19 protein-coding genes and 1 pseudogene are annotated in these 19,271 nt (G+C 72.2%); 15 read left to right on the top strand and 5 right to left on the bottom strand.

Annotated elements, in window-relative coordinates; genetic code table 11:
* Window positions 1-60 precede the first annotated feature (60 nt).
* From QCZ28_RS00525 to QCZ28_RS00550, 6 genes are read left to right on the top strand one after another with little or no spacing between them, the layout of a single operon-like run.
* Entirely contained in the window at window positions 61-921 is an 861-nt protein-coding gene (locus QCZ28_RS00525) for an STAS domain-containing protein (protein ID WP_279514667.1), read from the top strand.
* Window positions 921-1,331 carry an STAS domain-containing protein gene (locus QCZ28_RS00530; RefSeq protein WP_279514668.1) on the top strand — a complete coding sequence of 137 codons (411 nt, stop codon included), beginning with the start codon at window positions 921-923 and terminating at the stop codon, window positions 1,329-1,331. The genes QCZ28_RS00525 and QCZ28_RS00530 overlap by 1 nt, the downstream gene beginning before the upstream one ends.
* Window positions 1,328-1,747 (top strand): anti-sigma regulatory factor, encoded by a 420-nt coding sequence (locus QCZ28_RS00535; protein WP_279514669.1) that lies wholly within the window; start codon window positions 1,328-1,330, stop codon window positions 1,745-1,747. Before QCZ28_RS00530 ends, QCZ28_RS00535 begins: the two co-directional genes overlap by 4 nt.
* Window positions 1,744-2,757 carry a SpoIIE family protein phosphatase gene (locus tag QCZ28_RS00540; RefSeq protein ID WP_279515272.1) on the top strand — a complete coding sequence of 338 codons (1,014 nt, stop codon included), beginning with the start codon at window positions 1,744-1,746 and terminating at the stop codon, window positions 2,755-2,757. The genes QCZ28_RS00535 and QCZ28_RS00540 overlap by 4 nt, the downstream gene beginning before the upstream one ends.
* Window positions 2,754-4,115: an ATP-binding protein gene (locus QCZ28_RS00545; RefSeq protein ID WP_279514670.1), complete on the top strand. Its 1,362-nt coding sequence runs from the start codon at window positions 2,754-2,756 to the stop codon at window positions 4,113-4,115. The genes QCZ28_RS00540 and QCZ28_RS00545 overlap by 4 nt, the downstream gene beginning before the upstream one ends.
* Before the next feature lie 4 nt (window positions 4,116-4,119).
* Complete coding sequence (locus tag QCZ28_RS00550) at window positions 4,120-5,658, top strand: SpoIIE family protein phosphatase (RefSeq protein ID WP_279514671.1); 1,539 nt, start codon at window positions 4,120-4,122, stop codon at window positions 5,656-5,658.
* Window positions 5,659-5,670: 12 nt separating this feature from the next.
* Here the strand turns inward: QCZ28_RS00550 and QCZ28_RS00555 are convergent, their stop codons facing one another.
* Window positions 5,671-6,492 (bottom strand): AraC family transcriptional regulator, encoded by an 822-nt coding sequence (locus QCZ28_RS00555; RefSeq protein WP_279514672.1) that lies wholly within the window; start codon window positions 6,490-6,492, stop codon window positions 5,671-5,673.
* 31 nt (window positions 6,493-6,523) lie between these two features.
* Here QCZ28_RS00555 and QCZ28_RS00560 point away from each other — a divergent pair, with 31 nt between their 5' ends.
* From QCZ28_RS00560 to QCZ28_RS00585, 6 genes are all read left to right on the top strand, one after another.
* Window positions 6,524-7,108 carry a TIGR03086 family metal-binding protein gene (locus tag QCZ28_RS00560; protein WP_279514673.1) on the top strand — a complete coding sequence of 195 codons (585 nt, stop codon included), beginning with the start codon at window positions 6,524-6,526 and terminating at the stop codon, window positions 7,106-7,108.
* A 156-nt stretch (window positions 7,109-7,264) separates the two neighbouring features.
* Window positions 7,265-7,801 (top strand): PadR family transcriptional regulator, encoded by a 537-nt coding sequence (locus QCZ28_RS00565; RefSeq protein ID WP_279514674.1) that lies wholly within the window; start codon window positions 7,265-7,267, stop codon window positions 7,799-7,801.
* Window positions 7,798-8,499 (top strand): ABC transporter ATP-binding protein, encoded by a 702-nt coding sequence (locus QCZ28_RS00570; RefSeq protein ID WP_279514675.1) that lies wholly within the window; start codon window positions 7,798-7,800, stop codon window positions 8,497-8,499. Before QCZ28_RS00565 ends, QCZ28_RS00570 begins: the two co-directional genes overlap by 4 nt.
* Window positions 8,496-10,028 (top strand): FtsX-like permease family protein, encoded by a 1,533-nt coding sequence (locus tag QCZ28_RS00575; protein ID WP_279514677.1) that lies wholly within the window; start codon window positions 8,496-8,498, stop codon window positions 10,026-10,028. The genes QCZ28_RS00570 and QCZ28_RS00575 overlap by 4 nt, the downstream gene beginning before the upstream one ends.
* A gap of 113 nt (window positions 10,029-10,141) precedes the next feature.
* Window positions 10,142-10,579 (top strand): hypothetical protein, encoded by a 438-nt coding sequence (locus QCZ28_RS00580; RefSeq protein ID WP_279514678.1) that lies wholly within the window; start codon window positions 10,142-10,144, stop codon window positions 10,577-10,579.
* A 2-nt stretch (window positions 10,580-10,581) separates the two neighbouring features.
* The gene (locus tag QCZ28_RS00585; protein ID WP_279514679.1) at window positions 10,582-12,699 is read left to right on the top strand and encodes a bifunctional polysaccharide deacetylase/glycosyltransferase family 2 protein; all 2,118 of its coding nucleotides are present in this window, start codon (window positions 10,582-10,584) and stop codon (window positions 12,697-12,699) included.
* A gap of 14 nt (window positions 12,700-12,713) precedes the next feature.
* On the opposite strand, the gene QCZ28_RS00590 is transcribed toward QCZ28_RS00585, so the two are convergent.
* Complete coding sequence (locus tag QCZ28_RS00590; RefSeq protein WP_279514680.1) at window positions 12,714-12,869, bottom strand: hypothetical protein; 156 nt, start codon at window positions 12,867-12,869, stop codon at window positions 12,714-12,716.
* Window positions 12,870-12,885: 16 nt separating this feature from the next.
* The gene (locus tag QCZ28_RS00595; protein ID WP_279514681.1) at window positions 12,886-14,982 is read right to left on the bottom strand and encodes a S9 family peptidase; all 2,097 of its coding nucleotides are present in this window, start codon (window positions 14,980-14,982) and stop codon (window positions 12,886-12,888) included.
* Between the two features lie 96 nt (window positions 14,983-15,078).
* On the opposite strand from QCZ28_RS00595, the gene QCZ28_RS00600 reads away from it, so the two are divergent.
* A complete protein-coding gene (locus QCZ28_RS00600; RefSeq protein WP_210865016.1) occupies window positions 15,079-16,437 on the top strand; it encodes an FAD-binding oxidoreductase in 1,359 nt (452 codons plus the stop codon).
* A gap of 31 nt (window positions 16,438-16,468) precedes the next feature.
* Here QCZ28_RS00600 and QCZ28_RS00605 read toward each other — a convergent pair whose 3' ends face one another.
* Window positions 16,469-16,900, bottom strand: coding sequence for a hypothetical protein (locus QCZ28_RS00605; protein WP_279514682.1), 432 nt, complete (start codon window positions 16,898-16,900; stop codon window positions 16,469-16,471).
* A 51-nt stretch (window positions 16,901-16,951) separates the two neighbouring features.
* Window positions 16,952-17,137 (bottom strand): annotated as a pseudogene (locus QCZ28_RS34470) (hypothetical protein); the annotation flags it as partial.
* Window positions 17,138-17,175: 38 nt separating this feature from the next.
* Between QCZ28_RS34470 and QCZ28_RS00610 the strand changes: the two are divergent.
* Together QCZ28_RS00610 and QCZ28_RS00615 are read left to right on the top strand one after the other, a co-directional pair.
* Window positions 17,176-18,138 carry a helix-turn-helix domain-containing protein gene (locus tag QCZ28_RS00610; protein ID WP_279514683.1) on the top strand — a complete coding sequence of 321 codons (963 nt, stop codon included), beginning with the start codon at window positions 17,176-17,178 and terminating at the stop codon, window positions 18,136-18,138.
* Window positions 18,139-18,247: 109 nt separating this feature from the next.
* Window positions 18,248-19,213 carry a helix-turn-helix domain-containing protein gene (locus QCZ28_RS00615; RefSeq protein WP_279514684.1) on the top strand — a complete coding sequence of 322 codons (966 nt, stop codon included), beginning with the start codon at window positions 18,248-18,250 and terminating at the stop codon, window positions 19,211-19,213.
* Window positions 19,214-19,271 lie beyond the last annotated feature (58 nt).

Genomic DNA, 19,271 nt, shown 5'->3' on the forward strand with positions numbered 1-19,271 from the left:
CAAGTAGTTGGTCAGGCCCCGGTGATAGAGTCCGCCCGGTCCAGGTCAAGGGGGTTCGAAATGGCGTTGAGCACCGAAGAAAGTGGTCGGCTGGCCGCGCTGCTGAGCGAGCAGGACGAACGGGTCACGACTCGGTGGACCGAGATCGTCACCAGTTCGCTGCGGGGCCGGCTGAGCCAGGCCGAGCTGCGCCGACAGGTCCAGGACCTGCACCGTGCCATCGTCGCCACCAGCGACCAGGGCACCATCGACCTGTCCGCCGACAGCGCCGCCGAACTGCGCGCCGCGCTCTCCGAGCTGTCCCGGGGTCGGGCCCGGCAGGGTTTCTCCGCCAGCGAGACCACGATCAGCATCTTCGCGCTCAAGGACGTGCTGGCCGAGCTGGTGCAGGAGGCCGGCGGCCCGAACGCGCTACCGGACTACGTCGCCTTCTCGAAGCTTGTCGACGAGATGGGCCTGTTCACGTTCGAGAGCTTCGTCCGTACCCGGGAGAGCCTGATCGCCGACCAGGCCGAGCAGCTGCTCGAACTCTCCACGCCGGTGGTCAAGCTCTGGGAGGGCGTCGTCGCCGTGCCGCTGGTCGGCACCCTGGACTCGGCCCGCGCCCAGGTCGTCATGGAGCGGCTGCTGCAGACCCTGGTCGACACCAGCTCGCCGTACGCGATCATCGACATCACCGGCGTGCCGGCGGTGGACACCCAGGTCGCCCAGCACATCCTGAAGACCGTGGTGGCCGCGCGGCTGATGGGCGCCGACTGCATCATCTCCGGCATCCGCCCGCAGATCGCGCAGACCATCGTGGCGCTCGGCATCGAGTTCGGGGACATCGCCACCAAGGCGAGCCTCGCCGACGCGCTGCGCCACGTGCTACGGCTCAACGGGGTGGAAACCTCCCGCCGACAGCCACGCAGGGACGCCTGATGGAACGGGTGCCGATCCTCAAGATCGGGGACATCCTGCTGGTCTCCATCCAGCTCGACATGTCCGACCAGACGGCGGTGCAGCTCCAGGAGGACCTCGCCGAGCGGATCGTCGCCACCGGCTGCCACGGCGTCATCATCGACATCACCGCGCTGGACATCGTCGACTCCTTCGTCGGGCGGATGCTCTCCACCATCGCGTCGATCTCCAAGGTGCTCGACGCGGAGACGGTGGTGGTCGGGATGCGCCCCGCCGTCGCCATCACCCTTGTCGAACTGGGGCTGTCGCTGAACGGCATCCGTACCGCGCTGAACGTCGAGCGCGGCATGGAGCTGATCGCGGCGGCCCACGCCGAAGAGCTCGACCACCAGCTCGACGACGAACCGGACGCCGAGACGGCCACGCCGTGACCACGGGCATCGACCTGGGCCAACCACAGGCGCAGTCGGTCCGCAGCGATGAGGACGTGGTGCGCGTCCGGCAGCTGGTCCGCGCCGTGGCGGTGGCCAGCAAGTTGTCCCTCGTCGACCAGACCAAGCTGGTCACCGCGGCGAGCGAGCTGGCCCGCAACACCCTGGTGTACGGCGGCGGCGGTTCGGTCGAGGTGACGGTCGTGGACAACGGCCGACGCAAGGGTGTGCAGATCGTGTTCGCCGACTCCGGGCCGGGCATCGCCGACCTCGACCTGGCCATGACCGACGGCTACACCAGCGGCGGCGGCCTCGGCCTCGGGCTCAGCGGTTCGCGCCGCCTGGTCGACGAGTTCCAGATCGAGACGTCAGCGGAAACCGGCACGCGGATCACGGTCACCAAGTGGTCCAGGTGAACGCCGACGCGGTCACCGACAGTGGCATCTGGTTCCGGGTGGAGGCCAGCAGCGCGGCGAGCGCCGTCCGACGCGCCGCCGAGCGCCTCGGCGCGCAGGTGGAGATGGGCGCGGCGCGCATCGCCGACCTGGCCATCGTCGCGGCCGAGCTGACCAGCAACCTCGTCAAGCACGCCGACGAGGGTGTCCTGCTGCTGCGGCCGGTACGCCGCGCCGGGCAGGCAGGGGTGGAGCTGGTGGCCATCGACTCCGGGCCCGGCATGGCCGACCTGACCGTCTCGTCCCGGGACGGGCACTCCACCACCGGCACCCTCGGCATCGGTCTGGGCGCCATCGTCCGGCAGGCCAGCTGGTTCGACGGATACTCGCTGTCCGGCCGGGGGACAGTCCTCGCCGTGCAGGTCTGGCCGGCCGAGGCGGCGCGACAGTCCTGGGCCGGCGCCCTCACCCGACCGCTGACCGGTGAGACGGTCAGCGGCGACGGCTACGCCGTCCGGGTCGCCGACGGGCGCCATCAGGTGCTGGTCAGCGACGGGCTGGGGCACGGCCCGCTGGCCGGCGCCGCCACCGAGGCGGCGCTGGCCGCGTTCCGCGACGCCCCCGCCGGCCCGCCGGCGGCGGTGGTCGGTCACCTGCACCGGAGCATGTCGCACACCCGTGGCGCGGCGCTCGCGGTCGCGGAGCTGGTGCCGACGGCCGGTGTGCTGCACTACGCCGGCCTGGGCAACATCTCCGGCGTGATCGTCGAGGGTGGCGGCCAGCGCCGGGGGCTGGTGTCGCTGCCCGGCATCGCCGGCCACCAACGACCGGCCATCCGGGAGTACGACTACCCGTTCGGCCCCGGTGCCCGGCTGGTGATGCACAGCGACGGGGTGGTCGACCGGTGGCGGATGTCCGACTACCCGGGCCTCGCGGAGAGATCCCCGTTGGTCATGGCGGCCACCCTGCTACGGGACGCCGGGGTGCGCCGCGACGACGCCTGCGTACTGGTAGCGAGGTCGTGGGCATGACCGATGAGTCGGCCGCGCCGCCGCTGCTCCAGATGGCGCTGCGGGTCGAACAGGACATCTTCGTGATCCGCCAGCGGGGCCGCGAGGTGGCCATGGTGGTCGGCCTGGAACACCAGGACCAGGTCCGGATCGCCACCGCGCTGAGCGAGGTCGCCCGGGACCTGCTGCGGACGACAGCGGGAGCGGACGTCTCCTTCCACGTCGACGCGGGCGCCGACGGCCGGTTCCACCTGCGCGCCGACCTGGCCCCGGTGTCCCCGTTGCCGGACGGCAGCTACCAGCCGCAGTCCGGCGCGGTGTCCCGACTGGTTGACACACTGAGCGTGTCGACCGTCGAGGGGGTTACGGTCGTGAGGATGTCCCGACGAGTCCCGGCCAGCGCGCCGACGCCGACCCCGGAGCGGCTCGCCGAGTTCCGCACCGAACTCGGCCGCACCGCGCCGGCCAGCGCGCTGGACGAGCTCACCACCCAGAACGGTCAGCTCATCGCCGCACTCGACGAGGTACGCAGTCAGCGCGACGAGTTGGCAGTGCTGAACGAGGAACTGGCCGAAACCAACCGTGGTGTGCTGGCCCTCTACAACCAGCTCACCGAGGAGCTTGAGGAGACCAACCGCGGCGTCGTCGCCCTCTACGCCGAGCTGGACGAGAAGTCGGCCCAGCTCCGCGCGGCGAGTGAGTCGAAGAGCCGGTTCCTGGCCAACGTGAGCCACGAGCTGCGCGCCCCGGTCACCGCGATCATCGGCCTGGGGCGGCTGCTCACCGACTCCGCCTCCGATCCGCTCACCGACGAGCAGGGCCGCCAGGTCGAGCTGATCCGCTCGTCGGCGGCGGACCTGCTCAACCTGGTCAACGAACTCCTCGACCTGGCCAAGGCGGAATCCGGCCGGATCGAGCCGGACGTGACCGAGGTCGACCTGCGCCCGGTCTTCGGTCAACTGCGCGGCACCCTGCGCGCCCTGGCCACCCGCCCGGAGGTGGAGCTGGTGGTGGAGGAGCCGAGCGGGCCGGCAGTGCTGCGCACCGACGAGGTGCTGCTCGGCCAGGTGCTGCGCAACCTGCTGCACAACGGGTTGAAGTTCACCGAGCGCGGCGAGGTGCGGCTGCGGGCCAGCCAACACGGCGACCGTTGGCAGTTCGAGGTCACCGACACCGGGCCGGGCATCGCTCCCGAGCTGCACGACCGGATCTTCGAGGAGTTCTACCAGGTGCCCGGCGCCACCCGGGTCGGCGGCACCGGCCTCGGCCTGCCGTACGCCCGGCGGCTGGTGACGCTGCTGGGCGGGACGCTGGAGCTGACCAGCGCACCGGGCGAGGGCAGCACGTTCACCGTCTCCCTGCCCACCGGCGGGGCGTGACGACGTGGACGGCGTGCCGACAACCATCCTGGTGGTCGACGACAGTCGTACCAAGCGTTACCTGCTGGTCAGCTGGCTGACCCGGGCCGGGTTCACGGTGCTGGAGGCCGAGAACGGCGCCGAGGCGTTGGCCCGGGTCGAGGTGGACCGGATCGACCTGGTGGTTCTCGACGTCCGGTTGCCCGACCTCAGCGGCTACGAGGTCTGCGAACAGATCAAGGCGCGGCACCCGGCGATGCCCGTGATCCACGTGTCGGCGCACGCCGTGGACGTGGCCGACCGCGCCCAGGGGCTGACCCGGGGCGCTGACGCGTACCTGACCGAGCCGATCGAGCCCGAGGAGCTGATCGCCACCACCCGGGCGGTGCTGCGCTACTACCAGGCCCGGCAGCGGGCCGAACTGCTCGCCGAACGGTTGCTCGGGTTGGCCGACACGACCGTCGCCGTGCACGCCGCGCCGACCTTCGCGCGCGTGCTGGAGGCCGCCGCCGAGGGCGCCGCCCAGATCTTCAAGAGCCCGGCGGCGGTGATCGCCGAGACCTTCGACGGTGACTGCCTCGCGGGCGTCTGCGCCGGTCCCGGTGCGGTGGCCGCCGTGGTGCCGTGGGTCGTCGACGACACCGGGGTGCCGACCGGCGCCACGGTGCGGGTGGAGGCCCCCGCGAACTGGGGGCTTGTCGACTGGCCGGCGGACGACACGGTGACCGTCGCCGCCGCCCGACTGCGCGAGGACCGCGCCCCGCTGTACGTGGTGGTCCCGACCGCCACCCAGACCGCGCGGACCCCGGTGCTGGTGCAGTTGGCTCAGGCGGTGGCGGCGGCCGTGGAGGCGCAGCGTTCGTTCGACGAGGAGCACCGGATCGCCGTCACCCTCCAACGCAGCCTGCTCCCGCGCGGGCTGCCCACCGTCGCCGGGCTGGACCTCGCGGTGCGCTACGAGCCGGCCAGCGCGCAGACCGAGGTGGGCGGCGACTTCTACGAGCTGGTGATGCTCGACGGGCACCTGCTGCTGGCGATCGGGGACGTCGCCGGCCACTCGCTGCACGCGGCGACGGTCATGGCCGAGCTTCGGCACGCGGTGCGGGCGTACGCGGTCGAGGGCCACCAACCCGGCGAGATCCTGCACCGGGTCAACGAGCTGATGCGGACACTGCTGCCGAACGAGCTGGCGACGCTCTGCGTACTGCTGCTGCACCCGCCGACCGGGCGGGTCCGGCTGGCCAGCGCCGGGCACCTTCCGCCGCTGATGGTCATGGACGGCAAGGTCGAGTTCGTGCAGCACTCGGCGCCGCTGCTCGGCGTTCGCGCCCCCCGCCCGGCCGACCTGGAGTTCGTGCTGCCGGCCGGGGCCACGCTGGTCTTCTACACCGACGGGCTGATCGAACGGCGGGACGCCACCATCGACGAAGGGCTGGCCGCGCTGGCCGGGGTCGCCGCGACCGTCGACGGTGACCTGGACCAGTTCTGCGCCCGACTGCTGGTGGAACTGGCCCCGCCGGAGATCCAGGACGACGTCGCCGTGGTCGTTCTCCGTCGCCGCTGACGTCCGGTTTCCTCAGCGCACCGAGCGGGCGTACGCGGCGGGGGACACCCCGGCCACTGCGGTGAAGTCGCGGACCAGGTGGGCCTGGTCGCTGTAGCCGAGGTCGGCGGCGAGGTCGGCCCAGCTCAGCGGAGCGCCAGCGGCCTGTTCGACCGCCTCCTGGAGCCGGTAGCGGCGGATCACCCACTTCGGCCCGACCCCCACGTACTCCATGAAGAGCCGTTGCAACCGGCGGACCGGAACGTCGTGCCGGGCGGCGAGGTCGTCGACGCGCAGCACGGTCCGGTCGGTGCGGATCGCCTCGGCCAGCCGGACGGCCTCCTCGGCCATCGGGTCCGGCTCGGGCTGCCAGCCGGTGAGGAGGGTGTCCAGTGCCCGGCAGCGCTCATCGTCGATGGCCGTCGAGGGGGCTGGCCCCGAGAGCGCGAACATCGAAAAATCCGGGTGGGTCAGCCGGCCGGCGGGCAGCGGCACCCTACGCCCGGTCAGCTCACTGACCGGGCGACGCCAGAACGGGTGGAACCCGCCGGGGCGGAACTGCACCCCGGACACCCGGCCGGTGCCGTTGAGCGTGATCCGGAACAGGTCGCGGCCCACCCCGGCCACCTCGCCGGCCTCAGGCCCGTCGTCGTCACGTCGGAACACCACGTTCACCGCCGGGTGTGGCACGACCCGCTGCTCGAACGGTGTGCTCAACGACCAGTCGATCAACCAGTAGTGCTCGACCCACTGGCGCAGCGACTCCGTCGGCAGGTGCCGACGGAAGCGCACCTCGCGCAGCAGCCGCCCGGGGTCCAGAATTCCCCGGCTGTCGCCACGCGGTCGCTGTCGCATTTGTTCAAGACCACCCTCATACGCTGGCCCTATGTCCACTCAGACTAGCGATCTGCTGGCCGCTGCCGCTCCGGGAACCATCGGCGTGGTACGCGGCATCTCCGACGACCAGCTCGACCTGCCCACGCCCTGCCAGGACTATCTGGTCCGTGATCTGCTCAACCACCTCTTCCAGGTGGTGGTCAACTTTCAGGACCTGGCCGAGAAGCGGCAGGTGGAGTGGGCCGAGAAGCCCGACCACCTGGCCGACGGCTGGCGGGACCGCTTCGAGGTCGAGACCGGCCGACTGATCGCTGCCTGGTCGGAGCCGTCCACACTGGAGGGCGTGTCACCGGGCATGGGCATGCCGCAGTCCGTCGTCGGCGGCATGGCTCTGCTGGACCTGACCGTGCACGGCTGGGACCTCGCTGTCGCCACCGGCCAGCCGTACCACCCGGCCCCGGAGGCGGTGGCCGAGCTGCACGCGCTGGTGGAGCAGTTGGGCCCCACCGCCCGCAAGATGGGCGTATTCGCCGACCCGGTCCCGCCCGCCACCCCCACCGAGACGCCCACCTCCGACCTGTCGCACCTGCTGACCCAGACCGGCCGAACCCCCACCTGGCCCCAAACCCCCTAACCCCACCCCCGTTTCGTTGATCATGAAGTTATTGCCATCTACCTCGGCGTGTCTGCGCAATAACTTCATGATCAACGGGCCAGATCCACCCCGGGAGGGGTGGGGGTGGGGGTGGGGGTGTTGACTTGGGTATTCGCTGGGTGAATAGTGGGCGGAGTGTCGACGCCGCATGTTCTGCTCGGGTTGCTCGCCGGGGGCAGTCGGCACGGGTATGAGCTGAAGCGTGCGCACGACGAGCGACTGCCGCGCGCCCGGCCGCTGGCCTTCGGGCAGGTCTACGCCACTCTCGGCCGGCTGGAACGCGACGGGCTGGTGGCCGCCGCCGGGCAGGACCGCGTGGCCGGGCCGGACCGCACCGCGTACGTGTTGACCGACCAGGGGCGGGACACGCTGGACCAGTGGCTGTCCACAGTGGAACCGCCGATGCCGTACGTGGCGAGCACGCTCTTCGCGAAGGTCGTGGTGGCGCTGCTGGTCGCCGACGTCGACCGGGCCCGGTCCTACCTGGTCGCCCAGCGGGCCGCGCACACCGCACGGCTGCGGGAACTGACAGTGGTCAAGACCGACCCGACCGCCACCCTCAGCGATGTGATCGCGGCCGACTTCGCGATCGCCCACCTCGACGCGGATCTGGGGTGGTTGCACGCCACCCTGGGCCGGGTCGCCGACTGGCACCGGGAGGTGCATCCGTGACGCAACTCCAGGCTCGCGGCGTGGTTCGGGCGTACGGTCCGACGCCCGCGCTGCGCGGTGTGACGCTCGACGTGGCCGAGGGCGAGATCGTCGCCGTCACCGGGCCGAGCGGCTGCGGCAAGTCGACCCTGCTGCACTGCCTGGCGGGGATCCTCCGGCCGGACGCCGGTGAGGTCAGCTGGCGCGGGCACCGCATCGACACCTGGTCGGAGGCGGCCCGGTCCCGGCTGCGGCGTACCGAGTTCGGGGTGCTGTTCCAGTTCGGCCAGCTGGTGGCCGAGCTGACCGCGGCGGAGAACGTCTCCCTGCCGCTGCTTCTCGCCGGCACGGGGCGGCGAGAGGCACGGGCGGCGGCACTCACCTGGCTGGAACGGTTCGGGGTGGCCGAGTTGGCCGACGTCCGGCCGGGTGAGATGTCCGGCGGTCAGCAGCAGCGGTGCGCCACGGCGCGGGCGTTGGTGACCGAGCCGCGGGTGCTCTTCGCCGACGAGCCGACCGGCGCGCTGGACACGCTCACCGGTGAACAGGTCCTCACCCAACTGGTCCGGCTCGCCCGTGAGCAGCGCACCTCCGTCGTGCTGGTCACCCACGAGCCGCGGATCGCCGCGTACGCCGATCGGGAGATCGTGCTGCGCGACGGCCTGGTGGACCACACCGGCCTGGGGCTCGACGTGCCGCTGGCCGGCGGCGCGCGGTGAGACCGGCGACGCTGGTCCGGCTCGCGCTCGCCGGCACCCGCACCGACACCGCCCGGGTGGTGCTCACCGCGCTCAGTGCCCTGCTGGCGACACTGGCCGGGCTCGCGGCGCTCACCGTGTTGGCCATCCCCACGCCCACCGCGACGGAGGAGAACCCGAACAGGTGGTCGGAGCAGTACCACAACGCGCTGCTGGTGCAGCCCGGGTTGCGCGGTGGTACGGCGTTCGCGCTGCTGATGCTGATGGTCCCGGTGCTGGCGCTGGCCGGTCAGTGCGCCCGGCTCGGCGCGCCGGCACGGGACCGCAGGTTGGCCGCGCTCCGGTTGGCCGGCGCCACTCCCGGGCAGGTCACCCGGTTGGCGGTGCTGGAGACCGGCGTGGCCGCTCTGTTCGGCACGCTCGTCGGGCTGGGTGTCTACCTGGCGGGCCGGGCTCTGTTGGACCGCCCGGACGGGCGAGGTCAACTGGCCCTGCCCACCGACGTGCTGCCGTCACCCGGCGCGCTGGCCGGCGTGGTGCTCGGTCTGCCGGTCGTGGCGGCGCTGGCCACCGCGGTGATGCTGCGTACGGTCACCACCAGCCCGCTCGGGGTGAGCCGTAAGGCCCCTCGTGAGCGCGGCCCGCGACCGTGGGCCGGCGTTCTGATCGTGCTTGGTGTGCTCTCGTTCGCGGCGATCCGTCCGGTGGCGCACCGGTACGACGACGGTTCAGAGCTGGCGGCTTGGCTGCTGCCGTTGATGTTCGCGGCGAGTGGGATCGCGGCGATGGTCGGCGTGGTGATCGGCACCGGTTGGATCTCGTACCACTGCGGGTTGTTGCTGCGCCGGCACGCCCGCCGTCCCGCGGCCCTGCTCGCGGCCGGCCGGTTGATGGCCGACCCGTGGGCGGGCAGCCGCACGTTCGCCGCGCTGCTCGCCGCCGTGATCTTCGGCGGGGGCGCGGCCGCCCAGCGCGCCTACTTCGCCACCAAGGACCAGATCGAGCGGGAGCAGAGTCGACTCGCCGGGGTTGACGGTGTCGCCAACCCCTTCTATCTGTCCACCATGGATCTGGTCGACGGCGCGGTGGCCGTGGCCATTCTGATCGCGACGGGCGGGCTGATCGTCGCGCTGGTCGAGGGGATCGTCGCCCGCCGACGTGCCTACGCCGCGCTGGTGGCCACCGGGGTGCCGCGCGGCACGCTGAGCCGTTCGGTGGCCTGGCAGGCGCTGACCCCGGCGGTGCCGGCGATCCTGCTCGCGCTCACCGTGGGCACGCTGCTCGGTCGAGGGCTCGTCCCGAAGGTGTCGACGGGCGGCTCATCGGCGGAGATCTGCGAGGCCACGGCCGCGCTGTGCGACGACCCGGCCACCCGCGAGCAGTACACCCGGATCGTGTACACCCCCGGGATCGAGCGAGCCGTTCCCGTACCCCTGGAGCACCTGGCCTGGCTCGGTGCCGGCACGTTGGCCGCAGTGCTGGTGACGGTCGGTGTCGGTCTGCTCTTCCTGCGCACCAGCACGGCGTTGGATGAGCTGCGTACGGCCTGAGTCGATGTAACACAGCAGGTGGCGGCGTCGCTGTGTGCACCGGAGGCCCGGACGATCGGGTTTCCGGTGCCGGACCGGACGGTCCCGGCACGGTGACCACGGGAGTTCGCCAGATGCACAACCAACCGGGCGCCGCCCCGCCGGTGTTCGTCGACGGCACCGGGCGTCGTCGACGGCTGACCGTCATCGCGGGCACCGCCATGGGCCTTGGCCTGCTCACCAGCCTCGCCCTGATCGTCGCCGGGCTCTTCCTGGACACCTCGGTGCCGCTGCCCGGCTGGTCGGACGACTCCCGGGGGACGCGCCCGGTGGAGGCCGGCGTGGACGAGATCAACCAGCCTCGGGTAGCCACCTCGCCGTCGCCGTCACCGGCGACCCGCACGTCGGCGCCGCTGCCGCGCGTCACCCCGACCGCCGGCGACCGAAGCCCCACCCCGGCCGGTACGACCGCCGACGTCACCGGTGCGCCGTCGGCCACCGACCGACCGGGTCGCGGCGACGAGCACCGCAACACCGCCAAGCCGAGCAGGTCGCCCGGTAGGCCGCAGTGACGATGGCGAGACACGTGGCCCGCCGTGACCCCCGGGCACACTGGCTGCTGCTCCTTCTCGGGCTGCTCCTGCTGCTCGCGGCGCTCACCGTCAACGGTCTGGTGAGTGGCCTCGCCGGTGGTTCGGGAAACGCCACCGCGCGGCCCGCGCCGGATGTCCCGGCCGCCGTCGGCTCGGGCGGCCCGGTGCTGCGGCTGGACCGCGCCGAACCGGCCAGCCGGGCGCTGCCGGACCGCACCATCGCGCTGACCTTCGACGACGGGCCGGACCCGCGGTGGACGCCGCAGGTTCTCGACGTGCTGCGCCGGCACGGCGCGCACGCCACCTTCTTCGTGGTGGGTGCCCGGGTCAACGAGCACCCCGAACTGGTCCGGCGGATCCTCGCCGAGGGGCACGAGATCGGGTCGCACACGTTCACCCACGCCAACCTCGCCGACGTTTCGCCGTGGCGTCGCGACCTCGAACTGTCGCTGACCCGCAAGGCGGTCGCGTCGGCCGCCGGCCGGGAGGTGACCCTGTTCCGGCCGCCGTTCTCCTCGGTGCCGACGGCGCTGACCGGGCCCGAGTACGCCGCGTTGCGCGCCGCCGCCGGTGCCGGGCACGTCGCGGTGCTCACCGACCTGGACACCAAGGACTGGCAGCGCCCCGGAGCCGACCAGATCGTGCGGGCGGCCACCCCGAAGCAGGGCCGGGGAGCGGTGGTGCTGATGCACGACGGCGGCGGTGACCGGGCGCAGACCCTCACCGCGTTGGACGGGCTGCTGCCCGCGCTGGGCGAACAGGGCTACCGGTTCACCACCGTCTCCGCCGGCATCGACGCCGCGCCCTCGATGGTGCCGGCCGGCGTTGGTGCCCGGCTGAGCGGCACCGCGCTGCGCTGGACCCAGACCGGTGCCCGCTGGGCGGCCGATGTGATGAACGTGCTGCTCGCCACCGCCCTCGTGCTGGGGGTCGCACGTCTCGCGGTGCAGGTGGTCTGTGCCCAGCGGCACGTGCGCCGGGTCCGCCGTCCCCGGCGGGACCGACCGGAGGTGCGGGAACCCGTCTCGGTGATCGTGCCCGCGTACAACGAGGCGGCGAACATCGCCGCCACGGTCCGGTCGCTGATGGCCAGCGCGTACCCGGCGCTGGAGGTGATCGTCGTCGACGACGGGTCGGACGACGGCACCGCCGACATCGTCGAGCGGATGCGACTGCGCGGGGTACGGGTGATCCGACAGGCCAACGCCGGCAAGCCGGCGGCGCTGAACACCGGCATCCGGGCCGCCCGGGCGAACCTGCTGGTGCTGGTGGATGGGGACACTGTCTTCCAGCCGGACACCGTGTACCGACTGGTGCAGGGTTTCGCCGACCCGTCGGTGGGCGCGATCAGCGGCAACACCAAGGTCGCCAACCGGCGTCGGCTGCTCGGTCGGTGGCAGCACCTGGAGTACGTGATCGGCTTCAACCTGGACCGACGGATGTACGACGTGCTGGAGTGCATGCCGACCATCCCCGGTGCGATCGGCGCGTTCCGCCGCGAGGTGCTGCTGCGGGTGGGTGGGGTGCCGTCGGACACGCTGGCCGAGGACACCGACCTGACCATGAAGGTGCTGCGGGCCGGCTGGCGGGTCGTCTACGAGGAGTCGGCCATCGCCTGGACCGAGGCCCCGTCGTCGTTGCGTCAACTCTGGCGACAGCGCTACCGCTGGTGCTACGGCACGATGCAGGCGATGTGGAAGCACCGGCACGCGCTGCGCGAGTCGGGTGCCGGCGGCAAGTTGGGCCGGCGCGGCCTGCCGTACCTCACGGTGTTCCAGATCGTGTTGCCGCTCACCGCTCCGGCGGTCGACGTGTTCGCCGTGTACGGCCTGCTCTTCCTGCCCTGGTCGACCCTCGCCCTGGCCTGGGCGGGGTTGCTGCTGCTCCAGGCGGCCACCGCCGGGTACGCGCTGCGACTGGACCGGGAGCGGTACGGGCCGCTGTGGGCGCTGCCGTTCCAGCAACTGGTCTACCGGCAGCTCATGTACCTGGTGGTGGTGCAGTCGGTGGTCACCGCGCTGATCGGCAACCGGTTGCGCTGGCAGCGGATGGTGCGTACCGGCGAGGCGGCGGCGTTGGTCGGTGCCGGCCGCGGCTGAGGCCGCGTCGGCGGTCAGGTCGGGGTGTGGAAGAGCCCGGCCGACCAGGAGATCAGCAGGCCCACGGCGGCGGAGCAGCAGCAGACGAGCAGGGCGGCGGCGACCACGGCGAGGATCATCCACGCGGAGGCGCGCCGGGGCGTCGACCCCGGCTCGTCCTCGTCGGTCATCGCCGCCGCCCCGTCGTCAGGCGCGGCCGAGGCGGTCCAGGATCCAGGCGTTGATGAACGCCTCCTCACGCCAGGAGTCGTAGCGACCGCTCGGGCCGCCGTGCCCGGCACCCATCTCGGTCTTCAGCAGGTAGTCGCCGCCCGGGGCGACCGCCCGCAGCCGGGCGATCCACTTCGCCGGCTCGGAGTAGAGCACCCGGGTGTCGTTGAGGCTGGTCACCGCGAGGATCGCGGGATAGTCCACGGCGGCCACGTTCTCGTACGGCGTGTAGGACTTCATGTACGCGTACACCTCGGGGTCGTCGAGGGGGTTGCCCCACTCCTCCCACTCGGTGACGGTCAGCGGCAGCGACGGGTCGAGGATCGAGGTGAGCGCGTCCACGAACGGCACCTGCGCCACGATCCCGGTGAACGCGTCCGGCGCGAGGTTGGCCACCGCACCCATCAGCAGGCCACCGGCCGAGGCGCCCCGGGCGACCAGTCGGTCACTGGCCGTCCAGCCGGCCTTGACCAGGTGTCGGGCGCACGCCACGAAGTCGGTGAAGGTGTTCTTCTTGGCCAGCAGCTTGCCCTGGTCGTACCACCGTCGGCCCAGCTCACCGCCGCCCCTGATGTGCGCCACCGCGAAGACCACGCCCCGGTCCAACAGGGACAGCCGGGCCACCGAGAACCACGGGTCCATGCTGGCCTCGTACGAGCCGTAGCCGTACAGCTCGCAGGGCGCCGAGCCGTCCCGGGGGGTGCCGACCCGGCAGACCACCGAGATCGGCACGCGGGTGCCGTCGTCGGCGAGCGCCCAGTCGCGGTGCTGCTCGTACTCGGCCGGGTCGTACGGTCGGCCGTCCGGCCCGGGGAGCACCGGCTTCTGCTTGAGCAGCACCATCTGCCGGGTGACCAGGTCGTAGTCGTACACCGAGTCGGGGGTGATCAGGGAGGAGTAGCGCAGCCGGACCCGACCGGTGCGGTACTCGGGGTTGGCGTCCAACCCGACGCTGTACAGCGGCTCGGGGAAGTCGATGTCGTAGCCGTCGTCGCTGCCCACCGGCAGCACCCGCAGCCCGGTGAGCCCGTCGGTGCGCAGCGACACCACCAGGTGGTTGGCGAAGGCGTCGACGGCCTCCAGTCGGGTGCCGGGGGTGTGTTCGATCAGCGGCACCCAGTCGCCCGGTACGTCCGCCGAGGTGAACGCCAGTGCGAAGTCCTCCGCGTTGTCGTTGTGCAGGATCAGGAAGCGGTGCCCGTGGTGCTCCACCGTGTATTCGACGCCCTGCCGGCGGGGCGCGATCACGGCCGGCGCGCCGGTCGGGTTGCCGGCGGGGATCACCAGCACCTCGCTGGTGATCTTGCTGTGCACGTCGATGAGGATGAACTTCTCCGACCGGGTGAGCTCCACGCCCACCCAGAACCGCTCGTCGTCCTCCTGGTGGACCACCACGTCGTCGGCGGCGGGGGAGCCGATGGTGTGCCGCCAGACCCGGTTCGGTCGCCAGGCGTCGTCCACCGTCACGTAGAACAACACCGAGGCGTCGGTCGACCAGGCGGTGCCGTAGAAGGTGTCCGGCACCTCGTCGGGCAGCAGCTCGCCGGTGGTCAGGTCCTTCACCCGCAGGGTGAACCGCTCGTCGCCGGAGAAGTCGGTGGAGTAGGCCAGCCAGCGACCGTCCGGGCTGACGTCGAACGCGCCGAGCGAGAAGAAGTCGTGCCCCTCGGCCAGCAGGTTGCCGTCGAGCAGCACCTCCTCGCCGTCGAGCGGAGCGCCGTCCACGCTGACCGGCGGGTCGGTCTCACCGTCGCGGACCGCCCGCCGGCACTGCACCCCGTACTGCTGCCCCTCGACCGTCCGCGTGTAGTACCAGTGCCCGCCCTTGCGGGTCGGCACCGACAGGTCGGTCTCCTGGGTGCGTCGGCGAGTCTCCTCGAACAGGTCGGCGCGCAGGTCGGCCAGGTGTGCCGTCCGCGCGTCGGTGTACTCGTTCTCGGCGGTCAGGTAGGCGATCGTCTCCGGGTCGTCCTTGGCGGCGAGCCAGGCGTACTCGTCGACGACGGTGTCGCCGTGGTGGGTGCGCTCGCTGGGCACCCGCTTCGCCGCGGGCGGGGCAGTCTCGGTGGTCACGGCGGCCACGTTACCGGCCGGCAGCGGCAGTGCGCCGGACCAGCGGCATCCCGATACCCGCTACCACTGCATTCGAACACATGTACGATGGCCGGCATGGCGGCAGCAGCGAGTTCCCTCGGCCGGTCCGGAGCCCTTGAGATCACCCGGCGGTTGGCGGCGATCTGCGGCCCGCCCTTCTCCCGGCTGGCCGGTCCCGCCGACGAGGTGGCGGGGCGACCGGCACGCTGGGTGGCCGTTCCCGGCGGCCCGCACGCCGCCGCCGAGGTGCTGCGGCTGGCCGCCAGACACGATCTGACGGTGGTGCCCCGAGGCGCCGGCACGAAGATCGACTGGGGTGCCACGCCCGTTCAGGTCGACATCCTGCTCGACACCGGCCGGCTCGCCGGCATCGGTCACGAGCAGGCCGATTCGCTGGTCACCGACGTGGGGGCCGGCACTCCACTGCGGGCGGTGCAGGCCACCCTGGAGCGCACCGGGCAGCGGCTCGCGATGGACGCCCCGTCACCCGGCGCGACACTGGGTGGCGTGCTCGCCGCCGGAGAGGCCGGTCCGCTCCGGCACCGCCACGGCAGCCCCTGCGACCAACTGCTCGGTGTGCGCTACCTCGCCGCCGACGGCGAGCTGATCAGCATCGGCGGCGGCGCGCCCGGCCTCGACCTGGCCCACCTGCTCTGCGGCTCCCAGGGCGCGCTCGGTGTGCTGGTCTCGGCGAGCCTGCGGGTGCAGCCGCTGCCGGCCAGCAGGCTCTGGGTGTCCCGCCCGGTGTGGACGCCGCTGGAGGTGCACGACCTGGTCCGGACGATCCTCGCCGCCCGACTGGAGCCGTCGGCCATCGAGCTGGATCTGCCCGGTGGCACCCCCCGCCCGCGTACGCCGTACCCGCCCGGTCACCCGGCGGCCACCGCCCGGGAGCGCCACCCGTCGATGTCCGGCCGGGCCGGTGCCCCGTCCCGGGCCGGCAGCCTGGTGGTGCTGCTGGAGGGCGGCCCCGCCGACGTCACCGAGCGGGCCGAGCGGCTGGTCGGCCTGTTGCACGGGGAGGCCACCATCGCCCACTCGGCGCCGACGTGGTGGCGCCGCTATCCGTTCGCGCCCGGTGACACGGCGCTGCGCCTGGAGGTGCCGATCGGCGATCTGCACGCCGCCGTCTACGCGCTCCGCGACGCAGCCGGCACGCCCGTCCCGGTGCGCGGGTCCGCCGGGCTGGGCATGGTGCACGCGGCACTGCCCGGGGCGCTGGCACCCGACCGGGTGGCGTCCATCCTGGCCGCCGTCCGCGGTGTGCTGCTGGCACGGCAGGGTCGCTGCGTGGTGATCTCCGCTCCGGCGGCGGTCCGCCAGGCGGTCGACCTCTGGGGTGAGCTGGCCGGCCTGGCCCAGTTGCGCGCCGCGAAGCGCCACCTGGATCCGGAGCACCGACTCGCCCCCGGGCGACTCCCCGGCGGCCTGTGAGGTCGGGCCGGTCCAGGTGACCCGGCCCGGGTCAGTCCAGCCACCACCGGTGCATGTCCAGCAGCGGCGGGGTGAAGCGGGCCACCAGCACCAGCAGACCGCCAACCGCGCCGGCCAGCAGTAGCGTCCTCGTCGCCCGGGGCAGGGCATCGCGCTCCCGGGCGGCCAGTGCCCCAGCGACGATCGCCAACGGCAGCCCGAGCACCGCACCCGCCACATAGAGCATCCCGACCACGGCATAGAGCCAGAGGAACGGGTTCAGCCCACCCATCCCGAACGGGATCGCGTCCTTCGGGTCGTACGCGCCGGTCAGCATCTCGGCCGGACCGACCCCGGCGGTCGCCATCCGGCCCAGGTAGAGCAGAAGCACGGCGAGGAACGCGCCGATGATCGCGAGCTGCGCGACGACCAGGACACGGACAAACGGCCGGGAGTACGACGAGACCTGCGCGACGCTCGACATGGACGTCAATCTACCGAGCGGACGCGAAACCCGGGGGGTGCGGCGCGACGGTCAGGTCGCGTCGTTGCGCAGCACCAGGACGGCGATGTCGTCGCGGGGCGGCTCGACCGAGAAGTTGATCGCCGCGGCGCGCAGCCGGGCGGCCACCACGTCCGCCGAGTAACCGGCCAGCGGCGCGGCGGCGTCCCGCAGCCGGTCGGTGCCGAACAGCTCCCGGCCGTATCCTCGCTGAGACAGGAGCCGCCGGCGCCGCGAGCCGCACCGAAGGCGAGATCATGGGGTACGTCCTCGACACCTCCGACCTACCCGCCGTCGACCGGGTGGAGGCCATACACGCGGCGATGATGTACGCCTCCGCCCCCTGCCACGTGCTGCACGAGGACCCGCACGGTGAGGTCCACGCCCGGATGGAGGTGTGGGACCTGGGCAACGCGAACATCTTCACGCATCGGTCTTCGGGGATTCGGCTGCTGCGTACGGCGAGGCTGGCACGCCAGGACGGGATGCCGGTCATCGCCCTGTCCGTGCAGCGGCGCGCGGACGGGCGGATCGAGCAGCATGGGCGGCAACGAGTCGTGCCGCCGGGAGAGCTGCTCGTGGTGGACCTGTCCGGGGCGTACGACTTCTCGTGGTCGGGTGACGGCGCGGCCGGTTGCCTCCAGATTCCCTATGACCAGCTCGGTCTCCCGCTGGACGTGGTGCGACGTGCCGCCTTCGAGGTGGCGGCCAGTCCGCTGTACCGGTTGGTCACCGGGCACATCGCGCAGCTCACCGCCGACCCGGCCGGCATCACCGACGACGCCGCCTCGGCGACCGTAGCGGCGGCCAGCATCGACCTGGCGCGGGCCCTGCTGGTCTCGGCGGCCCGCTCGGGCCGGCACGCCCGGCAGGTGTTCGCCGAGACGCTGCTGACCCGGGTCCGGACGTACGTCCGGACCCACCTCGCCGATCCGAATCTCACCCCGGCGGCGATCGCCGCGGTGCACGGCGTCTCCGTGCGGCAGCTCTACAAGTTGTTCGCCGACGCGAATCTGAGCCTCGAACAGTGGGTCATCGACGAGCGGCTGCAACGGGTACGACACGAACTCACCCAGCCGAACCGGCGGCACGTGCCGATCGGCGCGATCGCCCACGGGTGGGGCTTCCGCGATCCCACGCACTTCACCCGCAGGTTCAAGGCCCGGTACGGCGTGACGCCGAGCCAGTGGCGGCGCTCGTCGGCGGACGCCCGGTCCTGACCGCATATGCAGCGTGAGCCGAGGACGCTGCGCTCGGAGCCGATCCACCGCAGGGGCCGATCGTTACGGTCGGCGGTACGCCGCGCTCGCGGCAAGGGGAGGGGCAGCCGTGCTCGTACTGGACACCCGGTCGTTGGTCGCCGGTGCGCGTGCCGAGGCATTCCAGGCCACGGTCAGTGGCAACTGTTCGTCGAGCATGGCGACCTTCGAGGACCCGGACGCCATCCAGGCGAAGATGACGGTCTTCGACCTCGGCCCGGCCAAGGTGTTCAACATCGAAGCCTCGGGTACCACGCTGCGTCGTACCCCGAAGATGTCGCGGGCGGAGAACGAGACGTCGGTCGTGCTGGCGTTGCCGATGCGGACCGACAACCACATGATCTGGGCCCGAGAGGAACGCCTGTTCGGGCCGCGTGACCTCCTCCTGGTTGACCTGTCGCTACCGTACGTGTACGGCTGGAAGGGGCAGGGCGCCTCCTACGCGCTGCACGTCGACGTGGGCCACCTGGGCGTACCCCGGGACATGATCCACACCGCCGCCCGGCAGCTTCGTGGGAGTCCGCTCTACGACCTCGTCCGCGACCACGTCGCTCGGGTGACAGCGCACGCCGACACGCTCGCCGGCCAGGCCGGGGCGGCGGAGTTGGGGGCCGCGTCCGCCGAGCTGATGGGCGCGCTCGTCGTCTCCGCTGCGGACGTCGGCGGCCGCCTGCTGCGCGACACCATGCACGCGTCGACGCGGGCGCGGGTACAGGCGTACGTTCGCAACAACCTGCGGGATCCGGAGCTGACCCCGGCGCGGATCGCGGCGGCCAACGCCATCTCGGTACGTGCCCTCTACAAGCTGTACGAGGAGATGGGGCAGAGCCTGGAACAGTCGATCATCGAGCAGCGCCTCCAGGGCGCCCGCGCCGACCTGACCGCGTCCCGCCCGCGCCACACCTCCATCGCGGCGGTCTCCCGGGCCTGGGGCTTCGCCAATCCCAGCTTCTTCACCAGCAGGTTCCGGGCTGCCTTCGGGGTGACCCCACGCCAACTCGTGGCTGCGCACAGAGGACAGAAGTCTGCGGTCTGAGAACACCGTCGGGCCCGACACGGTGCGACAGTGCTCGCCGTACGACTGATGTCCGCAG

Origin of the sequence: Micromonospora sp. DH14 (assembly GCF_029809455.1) — a bacterium.
Taxonomy (GTDB): domain Bacteria; phylum Actinomycetota; class Actinomycetes; order Mycobacteriales; family Micromonosporaceae; genus Micromonospora; species Micromonospora parva.